Source organism: Paenibacillus sp. Mc5Re-14 (assembly GCF_001049835.1).
GTDB lineage: Bacteria > Bacillota > Bacilli > Paenibacillales > Paenibacillaceae > Paenibacillus > Paenibacillus polymyxa_C.
In genome coordinates, this window is the sequence record NZ_CVPD01000001.1 from 5042226 (window position 1) to 5062989 (window position 20764).

The 20764-nt window shown below is 45.9% G+C and carries 16 protein-coding genes and 1 pseudogene; 15 read left to right on the forward strand and 2 right to left on the reverse strand.

The window, feature by feature from the left end; translation table 11 throughout:
• Nucleotides 1–223: 223 nt before the first annotated feature.
• The 14 genes and pseudogenes from BN1546_RS22955 to BN1546_RS23020 all read left to right on the forward strand — a co-directional run bounded on the left by BN1546_RS22955 (nt 224) and on the right by BN1546_RS23020 (nt 18131).
• Nucleotides 224–1999 (forward strand): ABC transporter ATP-binding protein, encoded by a 1776-nt coding sequence (locus BN1546_RS22955; protein WP_013371589.1) that lies wholly within the window; start codon nt 224–226, stop codon nt 1997–1999.
• Nucleotides 1996–3834, forward strand: a complete 1839-nt coding sequence (locus BN1546_RS22960) for an ABC transporter ATP-binding protein (protein WP_040103526.1) — start codon at nt 1996–1998, stop codon at nt 3832–3834. The genes BN1546_RS22955 and BN1546_RS22960 overlap by 4 nt, the downstream gene beginning before the upstream one ends.
• Nucleotides 3835–3963: 129 nt before the next feature.
• Nucleotides 3964–5148, forward strand: a complete 1185-nt coding sequence (gene purT / locus BN1546_RS22965; RefSeq protein ID WP_019687815.1) for a formate-dependent phosphoribosylglycinamide formyltransferase — start codon at nt 3964–3966, stop codon at nt 5146–5148.
• Nucleotides 5141–5602 carry a GNAT family N-acetyltransferase gene (locus tag BN1546_RS22970; protein ID WP_013371586.1) on the forward strand — a complete coding sequence of 154 codons (462 nt, stop codon included), beginning with the start codon at nt 5141–5143 and terminating at the stop codon, nt 5600–5602. The genes purT and BN1546_RS22970 overlap by 8 nt, the downstream gene beginning before the upstream one ends.
• Before the next feature lie 204 nt (nt 5603–5806).
• Nucleotides 5807–6544 carry a CAP domain-containing protein gene (locus BN1546_RS22975; protein WP_058829692.1) on the forward strand — a complete coding sequence of 246 codons (738 nt, stop codon included), beginning with the start codon at nt 5807–5809 and terminating at the stop codon, nt 6542–6544.
• Nucleotides 6545–6771: 227 nt separating this feature from the next.
• Entirely contained in the window at nt 6772–7452 is a 681-nt protein-coding gene (locus tag BN1546_RS22980) for a TIGR00266 family protein (protein WP_016822128.1), read from the forward strand.
• Between the two features lie 176 nt (nt 7453–7628).
• On the forward strand, nt 7629–8576 hold the full coding sequence (locus BN1546_RS22985) for a GDSL-type esterase/lipase family protein (RefSeq protein ID WP_013371583.1): 948 nt from the start codon (nt 7629–7631) through the stop codon (nt 8574–8576).
• A complete protein-coding gene (locus tag BN1546_RS22990; RefSeq protein WP_013371582.1) occupies nt 8576–9652 on the forward strand; it encodes an ABC transporter ATP-binding protein in 1077 nt (358 codons plus the stop codon). Before BN1546_RS22985 ends, BN1546_RS22990 begins: the two co-directional genes overlap by 1 nt.
• Nucleotides 9645–10633, forward strand: a pseudogene (locus tag BN1546_RS22995) (ABC transporter permease). The gene BN1546_RS22990 and the pseudogene BN1546_RS22995 overlap by 8 nt, the downstream one beginning before the upstream one ends.
• A 98-nt stretch (nt 10634–10731) precedes the next feature.
• On the forward strand, nt 10732–12711 hold the full coding sequence (parE, locus tag BN1546_RS23000; RefSeq protein WP_013371580.1) for a DNA topoisomerase IV subunit B: 1980 nt from the start codon (nt 10732–10734) through the stop codon (nt 12709–12711).
• 22 nt (nt 12712–12733) lie between these two features.
• Nucleotides 12734–15196 carry a DNA gyrase subunit A gene (gene gyrA, locus BN1546_RS23005; protein ID WP_090738898.1) on the forward strand — a complete coding sequence of 821 codons (2463 nt, stop codon included), beginning with the start codon at nt 12734–12736 and terminating at the stop codon, nt 15194–15196.
• A 275-nt stretch (nt 15197–15471) separates the two neighbouring features.
• A complete protein-coding gene (locus BN1546_RS23010; RefSeq protein ID WP_013371578.1) occupies nt 15472–15942 on the forward strand; it encodes a MarR family winged helix-turn-helix transcriptional regulator in 471 nt (156 codons plus the stop codon).
• Nucleotides 15943–16159: 217 nt separating this feature from the next.
• Nucleotides 16160–16645 carry a MarR family winged helix-turn-helix transcriptional regulator gene (locus BN1546_RS23015; RefSeq protein ID WP_064963026.1) on the forward strand — a complete coding sequence of 162 codons (486 nt, stop codon included), beginning with the start codon at nt 16160–16162 and terminating at the stop codon, nt 16643–16645.
• Nucleotides 16629–18131, forward strand: coding sequence for a DHA2 family efflux MFS transporter permease subunit (locus BN1546_RS23020; protein WP_090738899.1), 1503 nt, complete (start codon nt 16629–16631; stop codon nt 18129–18131). Before BN1546_RS23015 ends, BN1546_RS23020 begins: the two co-directional genes overlap by 17 nt.
• Before the next feature lie 93 nt (nt 18132–18224).
• Here BN1546_RS23020 and BN1546_RS23025 read toward each other — a convergent pair whose 3' ends face one another.
• Complete coding sequence (locus BN1546_RS23025) at nt 18225–18971, reverse strand: RluA family pseudouridine synthase (protein WP_013371575.1); 747 nt, start codon at nt 18969–18971, stop codon at nt 18225–18227.
• Nucleotides 18972–18979: 8 nt separating this feature from the next.
• On the reverse strand, nt 18980–19843 hold the full coding sequence (locus tag BN1546_RS23030; protein ID WP_013371574.1) for a class I SAM-dependent methyltransferase: 864 nt from the start codon (nt 19841–19843) through the stop codon (nt 18980–18982).
• A 449-nt stretch (nt 19844–20292) separates the two neighbouring features.
• On the opposite strand from BN1546_RS23030, the gene BN1546_RS23035 reads away from it, so the two are divergent.
• Nucleotides 20293–20751, forward strand: a complete 459-nt coding sequence (locus BN1546_RS23035; RefSeq protein WP_016822119.1) for a flavodoxin — start codon at nt 20293–20295, stop codon at nt 20749–20751.
• The last annotated feature ends 13 nt before the right edge of the window (nt 20752–20764 follow it).

The following is a 20764-nucleotide window of genomic DNA, read 5'->3' on the forward strand; positions in this document are numbered from 1 at the left end:
GGGTTGTGGGACAATCCGGTGTTTTAAGCATACTTCAAAAAGAAAGGAAAACTGAGGAAATAGCCATATTCAATGATAAGAAAGCGATTTAATTTGTCTAATCACCTACCAATTGCGAACCTGCCTGAAAACGGCCCGTTATCCTCTTTGCCGCCTTGGAACACGGATGGTAAACTTCACTAAGCCATATAACAACGTCGTGCAACTAATGGAGGGACTTGACATGGAAGTGCTCAGGCAACTGCAAGTTTTTTTTCGTGAGAGGAGACATTATCTATTTCTTTCCATTCTATGCCTTGCGATAGCGACGGCCTTGGGACTGGTGTATCCGAACCTGCTCCAACGGCTCATTGATAACGCTATCATTCCCGGTGACTTCGAGAAAGTTCCGGTTCTGGCTCTGACTGTACTGGGAGTCGTGATCATCAAAGGGTTTATGCAATTTTTACATGGTTTTTTTGGTGGACGGCTAGGTAACTATCTGGCGTATCGACTTCGCAATGCCTGTTACGAAAAGCTGCAATTTCTGTCCTTCAGATATTATGACACCGCCAAAACGGGGGATCTTATGTCCCGTCTGACTGGTGATTTGGAGGCGATTCGCAACTTTATCGGGTTTGGTTTTGCGCAGCTCCTCAATGTGCTACTGATGGTCGTATTCGGCTCTATCATGATGCTGTATATTAATTGGCAGCTCACCCTCTTTACGATGATCAGCATGCCATTGCTACTCTTCGTCACATTCAAATTTGAATCTCGGATTCATCCCACCTTTCAGGAAATGCGAATAGCTCTCAGCGCCCTGACGACAGCGGTACAAGAAAATATTACAGGTGTGCGAACCGTTAAATCTTTTGCTCGCGAATCCTATGAAGTGGAAAAATTCTCCGTACGTAATGAGCAGTACAAAAGTAACCAAATTCAGGCTGCTTCCTTATGGAGTCGATTTTTTCCTGCGATGGAACTGATTGCCTCGGTCAGTGTGGTTCTTCTCTTGGGCATGGGTGGATATCTAGTTATCCAGAAGTCAATGACCTTGGGGGAACTCGTCGCTTTCTTTAGCTTAATTTGGTATATTATCGGTCCCATCTGGAGCATTGGCTTTCATATCAATAACTATACGCAGTCCAAAGCTTCCGGTGAAAGGGTTTTGGAGTTGCTGAATCAGTCTGTAGATGTAACCGATGAAGCTGATGCACTTACACTCAACGCCGATCAGGTGAAGGGACATGTGACGTTTGATCATGTTACCTTTGCTTACGGAAATAAGCTACCTGCTGTTGTTGACATCAATCTGGATGCGCCACCGGGATCGGTCATTGGGATTTTAGGAGGAACAGGTTCCGGGAAGTCGACCATTATTCAACTACTCATGCGAGCCTACAATGTGAATGCAGGAAGCATCAAGCTGGATGGGACGGATATACGTCATTTGAAAATTCGCGATTTACGTGCTCAAATTTCTTCTGTGTTTCAGGAGACGTTTCTGTTCTCGTCCTCTATACGCAACAATATTGCATATGGGTTAAGTCATGTCAGTATGGATGACATCATACGTGTTTCCAAGCTGGCTCAGGCGCATGAATTCATAACTGAATTACCGCTGGGCTACGACACTGTTGTTGGTGAACGTGGATTGGGACTGTCTGGAGGGCAGAAACAACGGATCGCCATCGCGCGCGCACTACTCAAAAATCCGAAAATTCTCGTGCTGGATGATGCTACCAGTGCGGTCGACATGGAGACGGAGCATGAAATTCAGTCCGGTTTTCAAGAGGTTATGCGTGGACGCACAACGTTTATTATAGCTCATCGAATCTCTTCGCTTCGTCATGCCAATGAAATTGTAGTGCTTGAGGAAGGACGAATCGTCCAACGTGGAACACATGAACAGCTCATTGCTACTCCAGGTCCATATCAAGATGTGTATCATATTCAATACGCCGATTACATAGCGGAGGCTCCAGACGGTGTATCCGAAGGGCAGGTGAGACCATGAATATTCCAGTAGAAAAAGCCAAACCGTTAAAGAAGCCGACCAATGAGCGCTTTGTCTATCAAGATGATGAGGTCATTGATAAACCGTTTAACTGGGCGGAATTCAAACGTTTGCTAGCATACATGAAACCTTATGCCCGTCAGATTCTGCCGATTCTTCTGGTCATGATGATTCTCGGCACGATTACTAAGCTGACGGTTCCATATTTGATCAGTCTGGCCATTGACAAGGCCATTGCTCCCGCATGGCCTGCACTGCCGAGCGTAAAGTTATTGTTGCTCATTACGGGTGCCGTGCTCTTGTTATATTTAATTCAATGGGCAGCCAGTACGTACCGCATTAAATTCACCAATATTATTGGTCAGCGGGTTATTTACGATTTGCGTGAAGATTTGTTCAAGCATATTCAGAAGCTTTCCTTTAACTTTTTTGATAAAAGACCGGCGGGTTCTGTATTAGTACGTGTGACGAATGACATTAACTCGCTACAGGATTTATTTACGAATGGTGCAGTGAATGTCCTGATTGACTGCGTACAGCTTTTCGGAATTATCGTTATTTTGCTGCTTATTAACTGGAAGCTCGGTTTGGCAGTGATTGTGACCGTTCCGATCATGTTTTTGATCTCGACCAAGCTGCGAGTACGCATCCGTCGCGCCTGGCAAGAAGTACGCATGAAGAACTCGCGTATCAATTCTCATTTGAATGAATCTATTCAGGGAATTCGTGTGACACAAGCGTATACGCAGGAGCAGGAAAACATGGCTTATTTCGACGATATGAACAGCTCCAGTAAAAAATCGTGGGATAAGGCTTCTGCTATGAATCAGGTCTTTGGCCCACTTATTGATATTACCGGAGGATTAGGTACGCTTGTGCTGTTCTGGTTTGGAGCGCATTTAATTCAGACAGATCAGCTTACGGTGGGGCTGCTGGTTGCATTCGCCAACTATGTAGGGAACTTTTGGGAGCCAATCAATCGGCTGGGTCAAATGTACAATCAGCTACTGGTTGCGATGGCTTCTTCAGAAAGAATTTTTGAATTCATGGATGAACAGCCGAATATTGCAAACAAACCGGGAGCAAAAGCCTTACCGCCTATCCGGGGTGAAATTCAATTTGAAAAAGTCATTTTTGAATATGAAAAGGGACGTCAGGCGCTTAAAGGTATTAATCTTTCTGTCGAGGCAGGTCAATCTATAGCGCTTGTAGGTCATACTGGATCAGGTAAAAGTACAATTATTAATTTGCTCAGTCGTTTTTATGACATTACGTCAGGGCGACTTACCATTGATGGTTATGATGTGCGAGATGTCACGGTGGAGAGCTTGCGCAGCCAGATTAGCATCGTGCTTCAGGATACATTTATTTTTTCGGGGACGATACGCGATAATATCCGATTTGGCCGTTTGGATGCAACGGATGAGGAAATTGAAGCGGCTGCGAAGGCGGTCAATGCTCATGAATTCATTGTTCACTTACCAGATGGCTATGAAACAGAGGTAGAGGAGCGTGGAGGGATGCTTTCCATGGGCCAGCGCCAGCTCTTATCCTTTGCTCGTGCCTTACTGGCTAATCCGCGAATTCTTATTCTGGATGAGGCCACAGCTAGCATTGATACGGAAACGGAGCTGAAAATTCAGGAGGCTCTTCAGGTTCTATTGGAAGGCAGAACTTCTTTTATGGTTGCTCACCGTTTGTCCACTATTCGGAATGCTGATCATATCGTTGTACTGGACCATGGGGAAATCCAGGAAAGTGGTAATCATGAACAATTGATGAAAAAACATGGAATATATCGGGGGCTGGTGGAAGCACAGTTCAGATTTTTGTAAAAAAAAGATCAAAAAATCGCGTTTTTTGTAAATTAAAATGCCGAGCACTATTGCATTCTTGGAGCTAAACCCTGAAAATAAAGATGAAAAGAGATCAGAGCAATATCGTCAGAGGGGGAAGAGTTCAAGATGTGGGGTGCTCCTTTTTCTGCCAAGGCTAAGAAGATGCTACTGCTGGGTAGCGGCGAATTGGGAAAAGAAGTCATTATTGAAGCTCAGCGGCTTGGCGTGGAATGTATTGCTGTAGATCGCTATGAGCTGGCTCCAGCAATGCAGGTGGCTCATCGCTCTCACTGTCTGGATATGCAGGATGCTGAGGCGTTGAAGGCATTAATTCGCAAGGAACAGCCCGACATAATTGTACCTGAAATCGAAGCTATTGCTACGGGTGCTTTGGAAGAATTAGAGCAAGAGGGATTTCACGTAGTACCAACGGCCCGGGCCGCCCGTCTTACGATGGACCGGGAGGGTATCCGCAGGTTGGCTGCCGAGAAATTACAGCTTCCGACTGCCGCCTACCGTTTTGCAGATCATTTTGAGCAGTTACGGTCGGCGGTTCAAGAGCTGGGCACGCCATGTGTGGTCAAACCCTTAATGAGTTCGTCGGGTAAAGGGCAGTCTGTATGTCGGACACTCGAAGACGCAGAATCCTGCTGGAATACGGCGCTGGAAGGCGCGCGTGCCAAAACGACACGTGTCATTGTTGAAGCTTTTGTCCCGTTTGAGAGCGAAATTACCTTATTGACCGTCAGATCGGAATCAGGCACGACTTTTTGCCCACCGATTGGCCATATTCAAAAAGATGGGGATTATGTCGAATCTTGGCAGCCTCATGGCATGACGGACAAGCAGCTTTCGGAGGCGCAAGACATTGCCCGTACGATTACGGATGAACTGGGTGGTTACGGATTGTTTGGCGTAGAGCTGTTTTTAACGGCTGATAGCGTCATATTTAGTGAAGTATCCCCGCGTCCGCATGATACAGGTATGGTAACCATGATCACGCAGGATTTGTCTGAATTTGCGCTTCATGTACGGGCGATTCTCGGATTCCCGGTGCCTTCGGTCACGCTGCTTACACCAGGAGCTTCAGCTACCTTGAAGGCAGAAGTGGCAACGCGCGATTTCGCAATAAGCGGTCTGCATGATGCACTATTGCTACCCCGGACACAGGTGCGAGTGTTCGGGAAGCCTGAAACCAAGCCGGGACGCCGGATGGCTGTAGCGCTTAGCGCTGCAGAAGATGTGGAGACAGCACGGAAGACAGCCAAAGAAGCTGCCAATATGCTGAAAGTGGAGGTAAATCATGTCTAACAGTGTGATGATTCCAGTACTGACAATTCGTTCCGTAGAGCTTGGCGATTGTGAAGCCGTAACTGGACTACTTAGAGAAGTCGGATACCCGATGACTTGTGGTGTTATGAAAGAAGTTATGGGAACAGCGCAGGAGGACAGTCAAGCGAATATGATGGTTGCAGAAATGGATGGTTGTGTTGTCGGAGTAATCGGCATGCATACGGCTCAAAGCCTGGCCTATCCTGATCCTGCTGTACAAATCACCATGCTGGTCGTGAGCGGGGAGTATCGCGGCGAAGGCATTGGCAAACGATTGGTTGCTTGTGGTGAGGAGTGGGGGCGTGCGCAAGGCTGCTATCATTTATTCATTACTGGAGCGAATAACCGCATCAAACAAGTAGAGGCCCGTGCTTTCTACAACCGAATCGGCTTTGAGAAGCAAGGCTACCGTTTCAGCAAAAAGCTTAGATAATTAGCTTGCAACAAACAATCTAATACTTAAAGCCTCAATATTTTTAACTTAGTCCTGTTCGCCATTGCCGAGCAGGCTATTTTTTTTCCAACTTTTATACCATTGATGATGCTATAAAACATGATATACTGCTAGAGTAAAGATTACAAAGTTGTAACCTGAGACGTTCACACCAAGGCACTTATACAACGAGGAGATGACGAAATGAAGAATATGTTGAAAAAAACACTGGTGATGGGAAGCTTAAGCGCCGTTTTATCCGCAGGATTCATCGTTCCGGCATCAGCTTCACCAGCTGACGATTTGTCTGCCCAATTACAACAGTGGTTTCAAAATAACGGATACACAGTCAATATGTCCAATGGGACGACAACAATAACGAAGACTGTCATTAAGGATTATTCTGAAAAGGACAAGGCTAAAACAAAAACAGCAAATCCTTCTTCTGGCAAGCAAACGACGAATCAGGCTAGCCAAAAGGCTTCAAAGACTGTTACCAAGCAACAGACCCAAACACAAAACGCCAACTCAGGTGCAGGTCAGTCTACAGATTCTAATGCACAACTGAGCAAGTCTCAATTTGCAGCCGAGGTGGTAAAGCTTGTAAACAACGAGCGCAGCCAAAAAGGTCTGAAGCCCCTCACCTCTAATGCGAAGCTTACAGAAGTAGCCTTAGCGAAGGCGAAGGACATGAGCACGAACAATTACTTTTCCCATACATCTCCGACTTACGGTTCACCATTTGATATGATGAAAAAATTCGGTGTAACTTATACGTATGCGGGTGAGAATATTGCAATGGGACAAAAAACACCACAAGAAGTAATGAAGGCCTGGATGAATAGCCAGGGACATCGTGAAAATATTTTGAAGGCAGAATATACACAAATCGGTGTGGCTTACTACAATGGATATTGGGTACAAGAGTTCACACGTAACTAAGTTGATAGAAAAAACGTTTCAAACGTCATTTCTGTTTGTAAAAAGATAGTGACGAAACGTAATTTAGAGACCCGCTGACAACGTTCAGCGGGTCTTTTTATGTCGCTTATGACTCTTCAAGCATAAACCATTTCTCTATCCCAGAAAAGACATATGGGACGCGCTTATAGTATGATGACAGTAAGCTGAATGGATAACAAACTACTTTTGGAAAGCTAGGTGAACAAATGAGCTACGAAATCGTGCATGAAGGTGCTTTTGCGATGCTTAAGGTGCAGTTGAACCCCGGAGAAACCATTAAAGCAGAAATGGGAGCGATGGTTTCCATGTCTTCCAGTGTAGATATAAAGGGGACGGTAGACGGTGGGCTGTTACGTGGTTTAGGCAGAATGCTGAGCGGAGAAAAATTCTTTTTTCAAGAGCTGAGAGCAGCCCGGGGACCCGCTGAAGTACTGCTAGCCCCCGCAAGCATAGGTGATGTACAAGCAGTGGAACTGGATGGCACGTACAGGCTGTTGGTCCAAAAGGACGGTTTTTTGGCCTGTACGGAAGGGATTGAGGTTAGTACCAAAATGCAAAACCTGATGAAAGGTTTATTCTCCGGTGAAGGTTTTTTTATTGTAGAAATCAGTGGCCGAGGCACAGTATTCCTATCCTCGTATGGAGCCATTCACCCCATTTATATCGCGCCAGGAGAGGAGCGTATTATTGATAATGCTCATCTAGTGGCATGGCCGGATTATATGGATTATAGAATTGAAAAGGCATCTAAAGGCTGGTTGTCCAGCGTAACGAGTGGGGAAGCTCTTGTATGTCGTTTTCGCGGTGAAGGAACGGTACTGATTCAAAGCCGAAATCCGGGTAGTTTTGGACAATGGATTAGAAGTTTCATCCCTGATAGCAAATAGTTCCTTCCGTCTAATCCCGCTGATGAGAGGAAGGGCTATTCGCACAAAAAGTATAATAAAAGGATGGGAATTTGCCATCCTTTTTTAGTATGTTCATGGAAAATTATATGGGATTGTAATCATTGATTTTCGCTTGAACCAGAACGGTTTATTTGCAAAATGACAGGAGAAGCTTTATGTTTATTTCACCAAGCTATCAGGAGGGAACACGAGTGAATTCATCAAAATGGATTTGGCGGTCTGTCGGTTCCGTTTCCATTGCCGCCACACTGCTATTATTGTACGGATTTATTGCAGCAGTACGAAGTATTACGGCTCCAGAGCCATTGGTAAGTACTCAACCTGTACAATCCGGTTCATCGCAGACACAAACTGCACCATCGGCTACTGCTCAGACGGAAGAGTTGCGTGTAGCTGCCATTGGCGATTCGTTAGCCAAAGGAACGGGGGATGACTCCGGAAGTGGTTTTGTGCGTCGGTCGGTGACTTTGTTAAATGATCAGGAAGGACATAAAGCTCGGCTCATAAATAATCTAGGGATTAATGGACTGACGACTCAAGGACTATTAACCAAGTTGGATGAGCCTGGTGTGTCTTATGTACTGAAGAAGGCTAATGTGATTATAGTTTCGATTGGCGGAAATGATTTATTTCAGGGCGCACAGGCGGCCCAAACCGGCAAAGAGCCACCTACACTCAGCGGTTTGCGCAAAGCTCTGCCTGATGCAGCCAAACGTCTGCAAAAGGTGCTAACAAAGGTAGGGAAAATTAATCCGAATGCTAAAATTGTCTATGTAGGATTGTATAATCCATTCAGTGATCTGCGGGAAATGAAAATTCCCGGTAATCTTGTGGTAACTGAATGGAATATGGCTGCCATGGCAATTACCAACCAAAACAGTAACATGACGCTGGTTCCAACTTTCGATTTATTCGAGCAAAATTTGCCCGTCTATTTATCATCCGATCATTTTCATCCCAACGGACAAGGCTATCAGGCAATCGCTGAACGTATCGCACAAGGATTTGCTGTTACCGCAACGAAGGGTACCGATCATGTAAATCCTAATCAACAGTCTACAAGTAGCCAACCTGCAGAAGCGAAAAAGGGAGGGAACAAGTAATGAGCATCCAATCTGCTGACAAGACCGAGGCTGGCGTGACCCAAGATTCGACATCCACGAATGCAGTGTCCAGTCTTCATTCCTCCAATCAGGTTGGTAGCGCAGACAGAGACAGCAGCAATAATGAAATCGTGCTCTCTGTTCAGCATGTTAAAAAACGAATTAAACGCAAAATGATCATTCATGATGTAACGTTCGACGTTCGCGCAGGTGAAATTTTCGGATTTCTCGGCCCCAATGGAGCAGGAAAAACGACGACTATTCGTATGCTGGTCGATTTAATTAAGCCTACGGAAGGGACGATAACCGTATGCGGTCATAATGTAAATCGTGACCCTGAGCAGGCTTTACGGCATATTGGTTCTATTGTGGAAAATCCAGAGGTGTACAGCTACCTGACAGGATGGGAGAATTTAGAACATTTTGCCCGCATGCAGCCTGGTGTTGATGAACAGCGCATCCGCGAGGTGGTTGAGTTGGTTCGGCTCGATCGTCGCATCCATGATAAGGTAAGTACATATTCACTGGGGATGCGCCAACGTCTTGGTATAGCTCAAGCCTTGCTTGGCAGACCTAAGCTACTCATTTTGGATGAGCCGACGAACGGGCTAGACCCCAAGGGAATCAAAGAGATGAGAGCTTTTATCCGTTTGTTAGCGGCAGAAGGCATGGCTGTATTTGTTTCCAGTCATTTGCTCAGCGAGATCCAGTTGCTATGTGATCGTGTGGCAATTATTAGTCGGGGAAAGGTGCTGGCTGTTGGTGGGGTACAGGAACTGGTTGAGACACACTCACATATGGCTGTATGGCAGCTGGAGCCTCGCGATCAAGGCCTTGCCCTATTGCAAAATTCTCCGTATGTGCACATAATTACGAACGTCGATGAATTAATTGATGACAGCATTGTTGCAGGCAGCGGAGTCGATGCTATTTTTACAGAAATGGATGAAGAGCATATTGCGAAGCTGGTCGCACACATGACAGCTTCCGGTATTTCCGTTAAAGGTGTAACCAAAATTAATCCTACATTGGAGCAACTATTCCTGAAAATGACGGAAGGTGAGATACTTGAATAATATTTTACCGCTCGTACAAAATGAAACCCTTAAAATTATCAAGAAGAAACGATTTTATGTCATTTTACTTGTTTTGCTTGTGCTTGTGCCGATTTTTACGTACGCTCAGATGAAAGTGGCAGAAAACAATCGCAAGAAATTCGGCAATGATTGGCGGCTGGAACTGCGTCAAGCCATTACCGATAACCAAAACTCGCTGGGCAGCGATAGGGTTCCCGAAGAATGGAAGACCTATCGTCGGGTCTTTGTGCAGCAGATGCAATATTATCTGGAGAATGATGTGAATCCTAATGAGCCGAGTGGCGTCACTTTTACCAGAGAGTTTATGGATAACTCCATAAATCTGTTCGTTCCGTTGTTGATCATGGCCATTGCTTCGGACTTGGTTTCAGGAGAACGGACGACAGGCACGATAAAAATGTTGCTGACTCGGCCGGTCAGGCGGTGGAAAATACTGCTGAGCAAGCTGCTGACACTGTATATGTTCGTTTCGCTCATCATTTTGGCCGTATTTGTCATTAGTTATCTTATATCAGGCTTGTTTTTTGGTTTTCGTGGTTTTAATGTTCCGGTATTTACCGGCTTTCAAATTGTTGGATCGACGGTGGATTTGTCTGCTGTACATGCAATTCCACAATGGCATTACCTGATGCTGCAAGCCGGATTGATCTGGTTTGTCAGTCTGGTGGTTGCTTCGTTAGCCTTTATGGTATCTGTTCTGGTACGTAGTACAGCTGCAAGTATCGTGGTCATGATGGCCGCGCTCATTTCGGGCACTATACTGACCAACATGGCTTCATCTTGGCAGAGCGCCAAATATTTATTTATGGTTAACCTCGGATTAACCGATTATTTATCTGGAAGCCCTGCCCCGATTGAGGGAATGACCCTGCCGTTTTCTTTAGCTGTACTGGGCATTTGGGGGCTGCGGCGTTGATTGTTTCATTCGCCGTCTTTACGAAACGGGATATATTGAATTAAAATGGACAAGGTAAAAGAAAACATCTGTTTGCATTTTTGGTGAAAACCATCAAGAATAAGGCAAAACACGGTTACGATTAGACAAAGGGGGAGCATGAATGGTCGACAAAATCGACTTGTCTGCGGGAGCTTCCGGTACACAGAACGGAGCTTCAGAATATGGCGCGGACGACATTCAAGTGCTCGAAGGGCTTGTGGCAGTTCGCAAACGGCCGGGCATGTACATCGGGAGCACCAGTTCTTCGGGACTGCATCATTTGGTATGGGAAATTGTAGACAACGCGGTGGATGAACATCTCGCCAAGTTTTGCTCTCGCATTGATATCACAATGCATAAGGACGGTTCTGTTACAGTATCAGACAACGGGCGCGGTATTCCTACGGGAATGCACAAAATGGGAATTCCTACGCCTCAAGTTGTATTCACCATTTTGCACGCCGGAGGTAAGTTTGGCGGTTCGGGATATAAAAAGTCCGGGGGTCTGCATGGGGTAGGTGCGTCTGTAACGAACGCTCTTTCGGAATGGCTTGAAGTGGAAATCTACCGGGACGGCAAGATTCATCGTCAGCGGTTTGAATATTGGCAGGACAAGAAGGGCGTGGAGCATGTCGGTGAACCGACCACAGGCCTTGAAGTGCTGGGCAATACTAACAAGACGGGCTCGAAAATTACATTTAAACCGGATATTCGCGTTTTTCAGTCAGGAATTCATTTTAACTACGATACGCTGGCTGAACGCCTTCAGGAGATTGCTTTTCTGAATTCCGGCCTTCGTATTCAGCTTAAAGACGAACGCAGCGGAAAGTCAGATGAATATTTTTATGAGGGTGGAGCAAGTCAGTTTGTTTCTTTTTTGAATGAGGGTAAGGATGTACTGCATGATGTTATTCACTTTAATGCCGAGAAAGAAGACATTGAAGTGGAGATTGCCATCCAATACAATGCCGGCTACACAGAGACGATTGCTTCATTCGTTAACTCCATTCCGACACGTGGCGGGGGTACGCATGAAACAGGCTTCAAAACCGCTTACACTCGTATCATGAACGACTATGCACGCAAAACAGCGATGTTGAAGGAAAAGGATAAAAACCTGGAAGGTAACGATCTGCGTGAGGGTATGATGGCTGTAATCAGTGTCAAGATGGCCGAGGTTGAATTTGTCGGTCAGACAAAAGATCAGCTGGGTAGTGCTTCGGCGCGGAGTACAGTGGATGCCATCGTATCTGAACAAATGCAGCGCTTTTTGGAGGAAAATCCACAGATAGCGCAAACCTTGATCAGAAAGGCAGTTCAAGCATCCAAAGCGCGTGAAGCTGCACGTAAGGCTCGGGACGAAATGCGTTCTGGCAAGAAACGCAGTGAAAGTTCTAATTTGAATGGCAAACTGTCGCCTGCGCAGTCTAAGGATTTTACACGTAATGAGTTATTTATCGTGGAAGGCGATTCGGCTGGAGGATCGGCCAAACAAGGACGGGATTCCAAAATCCAGGCAATTTTGCCGTTAAAGGGCAAGCCGATGAATCCGGAAAAATCAAAGTTGGCGGATATTATGAAAAATGATGAGTATCGTGCGATTACGGCAGCGATTGGCGCGGGGGTAGGAACTGAGTTCACGCTGGAAGACAGCAATTATTCCAAAATCATCATTATGACCGATGCAGATACAGATGGCGCGCACATTCAAGTACTGTTGTTGACGTTCTTTTATCGGTACATGAAAGAACTCATTGATGCAGGACGCATATTTATTGCTCAGCCGCCATTGTATAAAATAACCCGCAAGTCGGGTAAGCTCGAAACGGTTCGTTATGCCTGGACTGACGAGCAGCTTGATAATTACTTAAAAGAATTTGGACGAAATTTTGAGCTTCAACGTTATAAAGGACTCGGGGAGATGAACCCTGATCAGTTATGGGAAACGACAATGAATCCCGAGTCACGCACCCTGTTGCGCGTTCAGATTGAGGATGCTGCCAAAGCTGAACGCCGTGTGTCCACATTGATGGGTGATAAGGTGGATCCACGTAAGCGCTGGATCGTGGAAAACGTGGATTTCACGGAATACGTAGAGTAGTGCTATTAAATGAGGTGTAGACATGAGCTTATCGGAGCAATTTTTGCCAGCTTATCTGGAGGAAATGGTCGGTGACCGCTTTGGCCGATATTCCAAATATATAATTCAGGATCGGGCGATACCTGATGTACGGGATGGATTAAAGCCTGTGCAACGCCGAATACTGTACGCGATGTACGATTCGGGTAATACCCCGGAAAAAGCGTATCGCAAATCCGCCAAAACCGTTGGGGACGTTATGGGTAATTACCATCCTCATGGTGATTCATCTATTTACGATGGGATGGTACGGATGGCGCAACCTTGGAAAATGAGCCACGTACTGGTGGATGGCCACGGCAACTGGGGCTCTCAGGACGACGATCCTGCGGCAGCTATGCGTTACACGGAGGCACGATTATCTCCGATCGCAATGGAAATGCTGCGTGATATCGAAAAACGTACGGTTTTGTTCAAGGATAACTTTGATAACTCGGCAAAGGAACCTGTTGTGCTGCCATCCCGTTATCCTAATTTGTTGGTAAACGGATCCAGCGGGATTTCAGCGGGATTTGCAACGGAAATTCCAACTCATAGCTTGCGTGAGGTGATTGACGCCACCATCGCAGTGATGGAAAAGCCGCAGATCGAGCTAGAAGAGATTATGACCTTTATTAAAGGTCCGGATTTCCCGACTGGCGGACTCATTATGGGTGGCGAAGGCATCAAGGATGCTTACAGAACAGGCAAAGGACGTATTTATATCCGTTCCAAAACGGAAATTCAGTCTTTGCGTGGAGGCAAGCAGCAACTGGTTATTACAGAGATTCCATACCAGGTTGTTAAATCCAGGCTCGTAACCGCTATGGAAAACATCCGTTTGGAGAAAAAGGTAGAAGGGATTGCCGAGGTTCGTGACGAGAGCGGGCGAAATGGCCTGCGTATTGTTGTCGAGCTGAAGAAGGAAGCGGATGCAGAAGGTATTTTGGCATACCTGCTGAAAAAAACCGATCTCCAGGTGGCTTATAACTTCAATATGGTAGCCATCGTAAACAAAGCACCACACCAGCTTGGATTAAAGTCCATTTTGGAAGCGTATATAGCTCACCAGCGCGAGGTTGTCACAAACCGTATCAAGTTTGAACTGGAAAAGGCGGAGGATCGCGCACATGTACTGGAAGGTTTAGTCAAGGCGCTGAACATTCTGGATGAGGTCATCGCGGCTATTAAAGCTTCTAAAAATCGTCAGGATGCACAAAATAATTTGCAATGGATGTTTGGCTTTAGTGAACGACAAGCGGATTCCATTTTGACTCTGCAATTGTACCGTCTTACGAATCTTGAAATTACAACTCTCGAAAAAGAACTTACTGACATTCAAAAGAAAATTACTCAATATCGTTCTATTCTGGATAGCGACCGCAAGCTGATCAGTCTGATCCGAAAGGAACTGCTGGAAATTCGTGAAAAGTACGGTATTGACCGTCGCTCGGAGATACAGGGTGAGGTAGAAGAAATTAAGGTAAACCTGGAGGTCATGGTTGCGGCAGAGGATGTGTTGCTGACCCTCTCGAAAGATGGCTATGTGAAACGTACGAGTATGCTGTCGTTCACTCGCTCTGGCGGGGAACGTTCAAACTCAGGTGTTAAAGAAGGGGACTACATTACCCAGTTCCTTGATGTGAATACACTCGATGTGCTACTCGTCTTCACCCAGCGTGGACAATACTTTTTGCTGCCTGTGCATCAGGTACCAGAGTATAAGTGGAAAGAGCCGGGCACTCCAATTGTCAATGTCATTTCGCTAGCGAAGGAAGATCGGATCGTAAGCGTTATTCCGATCAAAAACATGGAGGAAATCGGCAAAAGTCTTGTGTTTGTAACGAAGAAAGGACAGGTCAAACGAACAGAACTTACGGAGTATGCTACAAAGCGCTCCAGTGCTGTAGCAGCCTGCAAGGTGGCTGGCGACGATGAAATATTATCAGTAACGTTAAGCGACAATAGCAAGGATATTATGTTGATTACCCGTGCGGGGATGAGCATACGCTTCAAGGAGCAAGAGGTTAATGCCATGGGCCGCGTTTCAGCGGGAGTCAAAGGTATACAACTGGCGGAAGGCGATGAAATTGTCGCAGCACTATGGGTAGAAGAGGATGAAGGAGAGGTACTGGTACTGACCGAATCCGGTTACGGTAAGCGTACGCTACTGCTGGATTATCCTTCTCAGGGAAGAGGCGGTAAAGGAATCAGCACCTTCGAATTCAAGGAAGGCAAGCGAGTGCGTTCGAACGGAACACGAATTGTGGCTGCCTTCTATTGTCGTGAAGCTGTTCAATTATTTGTCATCACATCAGAAGGGCAGACGATGTCCTTCCTTTCGGAAAAAGCTCCTTTAACCGACCGCAAGGATACAGGCAAGCTGCTGGCTCCTGTGGAGAAGAAGGACGAAATTGTAAATGTGCTGCCGCGTAGTGAACCTCAGAGTTCGCAGACAGTAGAATAATTGTAAAGTCAAGCGTTTTTTAGCTCGAAAAAGAGAGGTCCTCACATGCCATTCCGGCACGAATGAGGACCTTTTTGCCGTCATGCTGTCGAACCTTGACCTGCCTCCAAATCCGAAGTGAGACTTCCTTCCCCTTTTCATTTGATGCTCCAAAAAAGGCAGGAAACTGAGGGGAAATGGCGAAAATTTAATGTGATGAAATACAATCCGGACGGTGGCCCATACGGTAACTTTGATGCTTTTACTGACCCTGTTATTCAAAGGAGTGAGGCAAAATGCAAACGACCGAATTTGCAAAAATCTGGTCCAGAATGGCTAAGGACTACAAGGTTCATATGGAGCAGCAACTAGCTCCATCACTAACTGAGGCTCAACTCACGGTGTTGGAGGTTCTGAACGAATACGGCCGCATGAAGCCGTCTCAACTTATCCCATATCTCGCCACTACACCTGCGGCAGTTACGATGCTATTGGATCGGATGGAGCGGAATCGACTGGTCACCCGGTTCAGAGACGTAAAGGACCGTAGAATTGTATGGATTGTTATTTCAGATCAAGGTAGAGAAGAAGTGGAGCGTGGATTGCAAATCAGGGACGATTTTCTGGGTTCTGCACTAAACCGAATATCTCAGCACAATCAGAATTTGCTGGTTTATTTGTTGGGGAAAATTACAACGAAGTCAAAAACTGCTGTATCAGCCAGTGAAAACGAGGGAATAAAGGAACAAATAGAGCGAGCAGAATAGCTTTCTGAGGCGAATAGAAATGCGCGGGTAAATGCCGATCGTGGTATTCATTTCCGCGCTTTTTTGTGTTCAAGCATAGGTAGTATTTGGGGGAATGTTGACATTTACATAAGAGATGGTAAAATAATAGTTATAAATAAATAACATTTCGCATGCGAATAGTTACTAGTTTGTGTATATGGGTAAAGAATATGTATTGGGAAGAAGGATGGTTCTAGTGAGTGACAGAGAGGAAGACAGACTTGAGGTGTACCGGATTATTCAATCGGTAAGGGAGGTTAACAAGACAATATTTTATGCTTTCTGGAATGAGGAGCAGCATTTGGATCTGACGGCGATTCAGCACATGGCTTTGGCCATTCTAAATAAACGTCCCAATATTGGGTTATCCGAGCTGGCAGAGATAGCTCATGTGGGAAGCAGCACTATGAGCGGGGTGGTTGACCGCTTGACCAAGGCGGGATATATCGCTCGTGGACGGCATGAGCATGATCGCAGATCTTTAGTACTGACGCTTACGCCAGAAGGAAAAGATATCATGCAAAAGGTAGACGCCATGTGGATGGAGCGCGTCTTGCCAATTCTGGACATCCCGAAGGAGCAGCTAGAGTTGCTCTTGGATGTTCATAAACAAATGATCATGAAATTAACACCGAAGGGAATGAATCAACTTGAGCAGTCCTCAAATGACACTACCAGGTAATGTCCGCAGAGCACCCATTGTGGCCGCTCTGTTGATTGGCGCAATTGTTGCGATTTTAAACCAGACGTTGATAAGTGTGGCTTTACCGAAAATGATGAGTGATCTGAATGTAGATGCCAATATAGCTCAGTGGCTTAGCACAGGTTTTATGCTCGTAAACGGGGTATTAATCCCGGTGACCGCATTCCTCATTGCCCGTTTCTCTACTCGTAAATTGTTTATTAGTGCGATGACTATTTTTTCAATCGGCACGCTGTTATGTGCAATAGCGCCGAGTTTTAGTATCTTGCTAATCGGTCGGCTTATTCAGGCTGCGGGTGCAGGGATTATGATGCCATTAATGATGGTCGTTATCTTGAACATTTACCCAATAGAGCGTCGTGGCCGTGCAATGGGAACGCTGGGGCTTGCCATGGGGTTTGCTCCAGCCATTGGACCAACCTTATCTGGTTATATCGTCCAGCATTATGACTGGCGAGTATTGTTCTGGATTATCCTGCCGATTTCCGTAATTTCGATTGTGATCGGATTTATTTTTCTGAAAAATGTAACCGAGCAATCCAAGCCTAAGCTGGACATTCTCAGTGTTATTTTGTCTACATTCGGTTTCGGCGGGCTGTTATACGGCTTTAGTGATGCTGGAACATCAGGTTGGGGAAGTATTCCAGTCCTGTCTACACTCATCGTCGGGACGATTGCGCTTATTTTATTTATTGTCCGACAACTGAAGGTAGATGAGCCTATGCTGGAGTTCCGTATCTTTAAATACGATGTGTACAGCTTGACGACAATCATTAATGTTATTGTGACGATGGCTCTGTACGCTGGTATGATATTGCTTCCGATTTATTTGCAAAATATTCGCGGATTTACACCGCTCCAGTCTGGTATGCTAATGCTACCAGGAGCGATTCTGATGGGGATCATGTCTCCTGTGACGGGAGCTATTTTTGACCGAATTGGAGCGCGCTGGCTGTCTGTAATTGGGTTGTTGATCATGACTGTAACGACATGGGAATTTACACGTTTAACCGAATCAACCACCTATTTGACACTCTTGATCAACTATACGGTACGGATGTTCGGGATGTCGTTGCTGATGATGCCGATCCAAACGGCCGGACTGAATCAGCTTCCACAACGATTGAATGCCCATGGTACAGCGATGGGCAATACGCTGCGTATGATTTCGGGCTCGATTGGGACAGCAATTCTAGTGACGGTAATGTCTACTCAAACCAGCAATCATTTGACCACGATGATTGCATCTGAAGGACTGAACGTTACGGACAAAGCGGGAATGCTGGCTGCTGGCAATCAAGCTACGATTTACGGTATTAACTCGGCTTTTATCATTGCTACACTATTGAGCGTGACGGCTTTGGTTTTAGCGTTTTTCATCAAAAATACGAATGCACAAAACGCACGTTCCCGTCAACAGCTGGTCAACAGCGAGAAGGGGAATACCGTGGTTTCCTCATCATAAGCATGGATACATTTTAATTTGCTTTTGTGAAAAAAGAGAACCCGCATTGCATGTTTGTTTACATGCAGTGCGGGTTCTTTGTAGTAAGTCTGCTCAATTCTCCGACGTAATCATCTTCTCATAAAGCGACAAGGGCCACTCACTCCAAGGAAATTGGACGGGAGGCAGTGAGTGGAAGCTCATCGCTTCCTTGCTGACCGGATGCGGTGCTCCAGCGAGCAAGGACCAGAGGGCCAGCTGTTGACCAGGACGGCTCAGATTACCGCCATATTTTTGGTCTCCATAGAGGGGACAGCCGATTGCCTGCATCTGTACGCGAATTTGGTGCGAGCGTCCGGTGTGTAGCTTAATTTCCACAAGACTGAGTCCAGCAGCCTGTCCGATAACGCGGTATTCCAAAATGGCTTCCTTGGCACCGGCCGTGCCGGGTCGAACCGTTTTGACCGTGTTGGTACGGCTGTCCTTTAGCAGGTAATGGGTTAGCCGGCCTTGAAGAGCCGCAGGAACGCCATTCAGAACAGCTGTATACAGCTTGTGAAAATGACGACTTCGAACCGACTCTGACAGGCGAGAAGCAGCTTTGGACGTCTTAGCAAAAATCATGGCTCCGCCTACAGGCCGATCTAGCCTGTGAACTAAACCTAAAAAGACGTTACCAGGCTTATTGTGTCTGATTTTCAAATCTTCCTTGAGTAAAGACAGCAGATCGGGATCACCGCTGGCATCCTCCTGTGTCGGAACATTGACAGGCTTTACAACCGCCAGGACATGGTTGTCCTCATATAGTACGGGAATATTCGGCTGTGCATGCTCTTGCCGAGTAAGTTCATCTTGATTCATAAGAGGAATTAAGCCTCCCAGCGTCCGAGAATACCACAAGGCAAATTCAATCCTGAGCGTGTGATCGGCAATCCGATTTCACCAGCGCTAATTTGGCCCCCATACTTTTGTTGCATCGTCATGCTCAGCATGTTACGCAATACAGTAGGTGAAATACCCGTCGTGTAGGAGTTGATCAGCATAAACAAGGGTTGATCTGAAATGATGCTCATGCAGGATTCAAGGAACGGATATAAGCTTTCTTCAAGCTTCCAGGTTTCTCCATTAGGTCCACGTCCGTAAGAAGGAGGGTCCATAATAATGGCATCATAACGGTTGCCTCGACGTTGTTCCCGTTGCACGAACTTGAACACGTCGTCTGTAATGAAGCGCACCGGACGGTCAGCCAGACCGGACAATTGAACGTTTTCCTTTGCCCATTGCACCATACCTTTGGCGGCATCCACGTGAACTACACTGGCTCCGGCATACGCTGCGGCAGTCGTGGCCCCTCCTGTGTATGCAAACAGGTTCAGTACGGAAATAGGTCTGCCCGCGCCTTTAATTTTATCCATCATCCAGCTCCAGTTGGCTGCTTGCTCTGGGAAAAGGCCAGTATGCTTGAAGCTGGTCGGTTTAATGTGGAATTTAAGCGGTCCATAGCTAATCGTCCAGCGCTCGGGGATAGGCTTTTTCATATCCCATTGGCCTCCCCCGGAAGAGCTGCGGTGATAATGCCCATGAACATTCCGCCATTCCGCTGTTTCCTGGGTCAAAGGCCATATGATTTGCGGATCGGGACGACGCAGGACAATATTGCCCCAACGTTCCAGCTTTTCACCACCGCCTGTATCCATTACTTCATAGTCTTTCCACTCTTGTGCTACATACATGTACAATCCATCCTTCAGCAGTCAATTCAGGATTTAGGCAGTAAGCTGCGTAAAATCCCCATATGGAGTCTATTGTACAACAAACCTTAGCAACAATCGAATGATTCCATGAATAAGTAAGTAGTTAGACAGAGCAAAAATATTTTTTTCGGATGTACTTGTAATTAGAGCGCTTCCATATTAAAATGAAATCAATCCCACTTGTACGTACAACTATCCGATTTTCATTCTATTTGTGAAGAAGGGATTCAGTTGTACGTACATAATATTTTTACATCTATCCATAGATTCTAATTGTGAAAAGTCGCATATAATGCGACTTTTTTGCGTATATGTTTACCAAAATACAGTTGATAATTGAAATTTGTATTTGACAATGAGAATCATTATCAAATATTATTTGAGTAATAGGGAATGAAAGCATCCCATATTTCAAATAAAGGTGAGGGATGAACTTGGGTAAAATCATGATTGCTTATGCTAGCATGACCGGTAATACAGAGGAAATCGCGGAATTGATCGCCGAGGGTGTTCGTCAGGCAGGGCATGAGGCGGAGTTGAAGGCTTCGTATGATTGCAGCGCGCAAGAATTACTTGCATATGATGGATTCCTTTTGGGTGTATATACATGGGGAGATGGTGAGCTTCCTGATGAATTTTTAGATTTTTATGAGGAACTAGACGAGCTTGATCTGTCTGGTAAAAAGACTGCTGTATTTGGCAGTGGAGATACATCTTATACACAATTCTGTGGCGCAGTGGACTTGGTAGAGGAAAAAGTCAAAGAACGCGGCGCATCGGTCATTCAGGAGAGTCTGAAGATTGAATTCAATCCACTCGATGATGAGAAGGAGAATTGCCGGGCTTACGGAAGGCAATTTGCGCAGGCTGGTATTGGAGTGTCCTGAGAAGAGAGTGAGG

What these genes read in the sequence shown, in the direction of transcription:
- BN1546_RS22955 (WP_013371589.1), top strand. Translation starts at nt 224, where the DNA reads ATGGAAGTGCTCAGGCAACTGCAAGTTTTTTTTCGTGAGAGGAGACAT.
- BN1546_RS22960 (WP_040103526.1), top strand. Translation starts at nt 1,996, where the DNA reads ATGAATATTCCAGTAGAAAAAGCCAAACCGTTAAAGAAGCCGACCAAT.
- purT (WP_019687815.1), top strand. Translation starts at nt 3,964, where the DNA reads ATGTGGGGTGCTCCTTTTTCTGCCAAGGCTAAGAAGATGCTACTGCTG.
- BN1546_RS22970 (WP_013371586.1), top strand. Translation starts at nt 5,141, where the DNA reads ATGTCTAACAGTGTGATGATTCCAGTACTGACAATTCGTTCCGTAGAG.
- BN1546_RS22975 (WP_058829692.1), top strand. Translation starts at nt 5,807, where the DNA reads ATGAAGAATATGTTGAAAAAAACACTGGTGATGGGAAGCTTAAGCGCC.
- BN1546_RS22980 (WP_016822128.1), top strand. Translation starts at nt 6,772, where the DNA reads ATGAGCTACGAAATCGTGCATGAAGGTGCTTTTGCGATGCTTAAGGTG.
- BN1546_RS22985 (WP_013371583.1), top strand. Translation starts at nt 7,629, where the DNA reads ATGTTTATTTCACCAAGCTATCAGGAGGGAACACGAGTGAATTCATCA.
- BN1546_RS22990 (WP_013371582.1), top strand. Translation starts at nt 8,576, where the DNA reads ATGAGCATCCAATCTGCTGACAAGACCGAGGCTGGCGTGACCCAAGAT.
- parE (WP_013371580.1), top strand. Translation starts at nt 10,732, where the DNA reads ATGGTCGACAAAATCGACTTGTCTGCGGGAGCTTCCGGTACACAGAAC.
- gyrA (WP_090738898.1), top strand. Translation starts at nt 12,734, where the DNA reads ATGAGCTTATCGGAGCAATTTTTGCCAGCTTATCTGGAGGAAATGGTC.
- BN1546_RS23010 (WP_013371578.1), top strand. Translation starts at nt 15,472, where the DNA reads ATGCAAACGACCGAATTTGCAAAAATCTGGTCCAGAATGGCTAAGGAC.
- BN1546_RS23020 (WP_090738899.1), top strand. Translation starts at nt 16,629, where the DNA reads ATGACACTACCAGGTAATGTCCGCAGAGCACCCATTGTGGCCGCTCTG.
- BN1546_RS23025 (WP_013371575.1), bottom strand. Translation starts at nt 18,971, where the DNA reads ATGAATCAAGATGAACTTACTCGGCAAGAGCATGCACAGCCGAATATT.
- BN1546_RS23030 (WP_013371574.1), bottom strand. Translation starts at nt 19,843, where the DNA reads ATGTATGTAGCACAAGAGTGGAAAGACTATGAAGTAATGGATACAGGC.
- BN1546_RS23035 (WP_016822119.1), top strand. Translation starts at nt 20,293, where the DNA reads ATGAACTTGGGTAAAATCATGATTGCTTATGCTAGCATGACCGGTAAT.